Below are 220 nucleotides of genomic sequence, written 5' to 3'. Positions count from 1 at the left end.
TCGATGAGCTCCTCGGCCTTCCTGAGGAGCTCACCAGCGATGACAACGGCAGTGGTGGTTCCATCGCCAGCCTCCTTGTCCTGGGTCTTGGCGACCTCAACCATCATCTTAGCAGCAGGGTGCTGGAGGTCAATCCTGTCGAGAATGGTGGCTCCATCGTTGGTAATAACAACATCTCCAAGGCTGTCAACAAGCATTTTGTCCATACCCTTCGGACCGA

General features: G+C 55.0%; 1 protein-coding gene. It reads right to left on the bottom strand.

Features of this window, described 5'->3' with window-relative positions; all coding sequences use genetic code 11:
• Nucleotides 1-220 (bottom strand): TCP-1/cpn60 chaperonin family protein (locus tag E3E23_RS09965; protein WP_305849843.1); only part of this gene is annotated, 220 nt, incomplete at both ends.

The organism is Thermococcus sp. CX2 (assembly GCF_012027555.1).
GTDB lineage: Archaea > Methanobacteriota_B > Thermococci > Thermococcales > Thermococcaceae > Thermococcus.
This window is presented reverse-complemented; position numbering and strand designations above follow the sequence as displayed.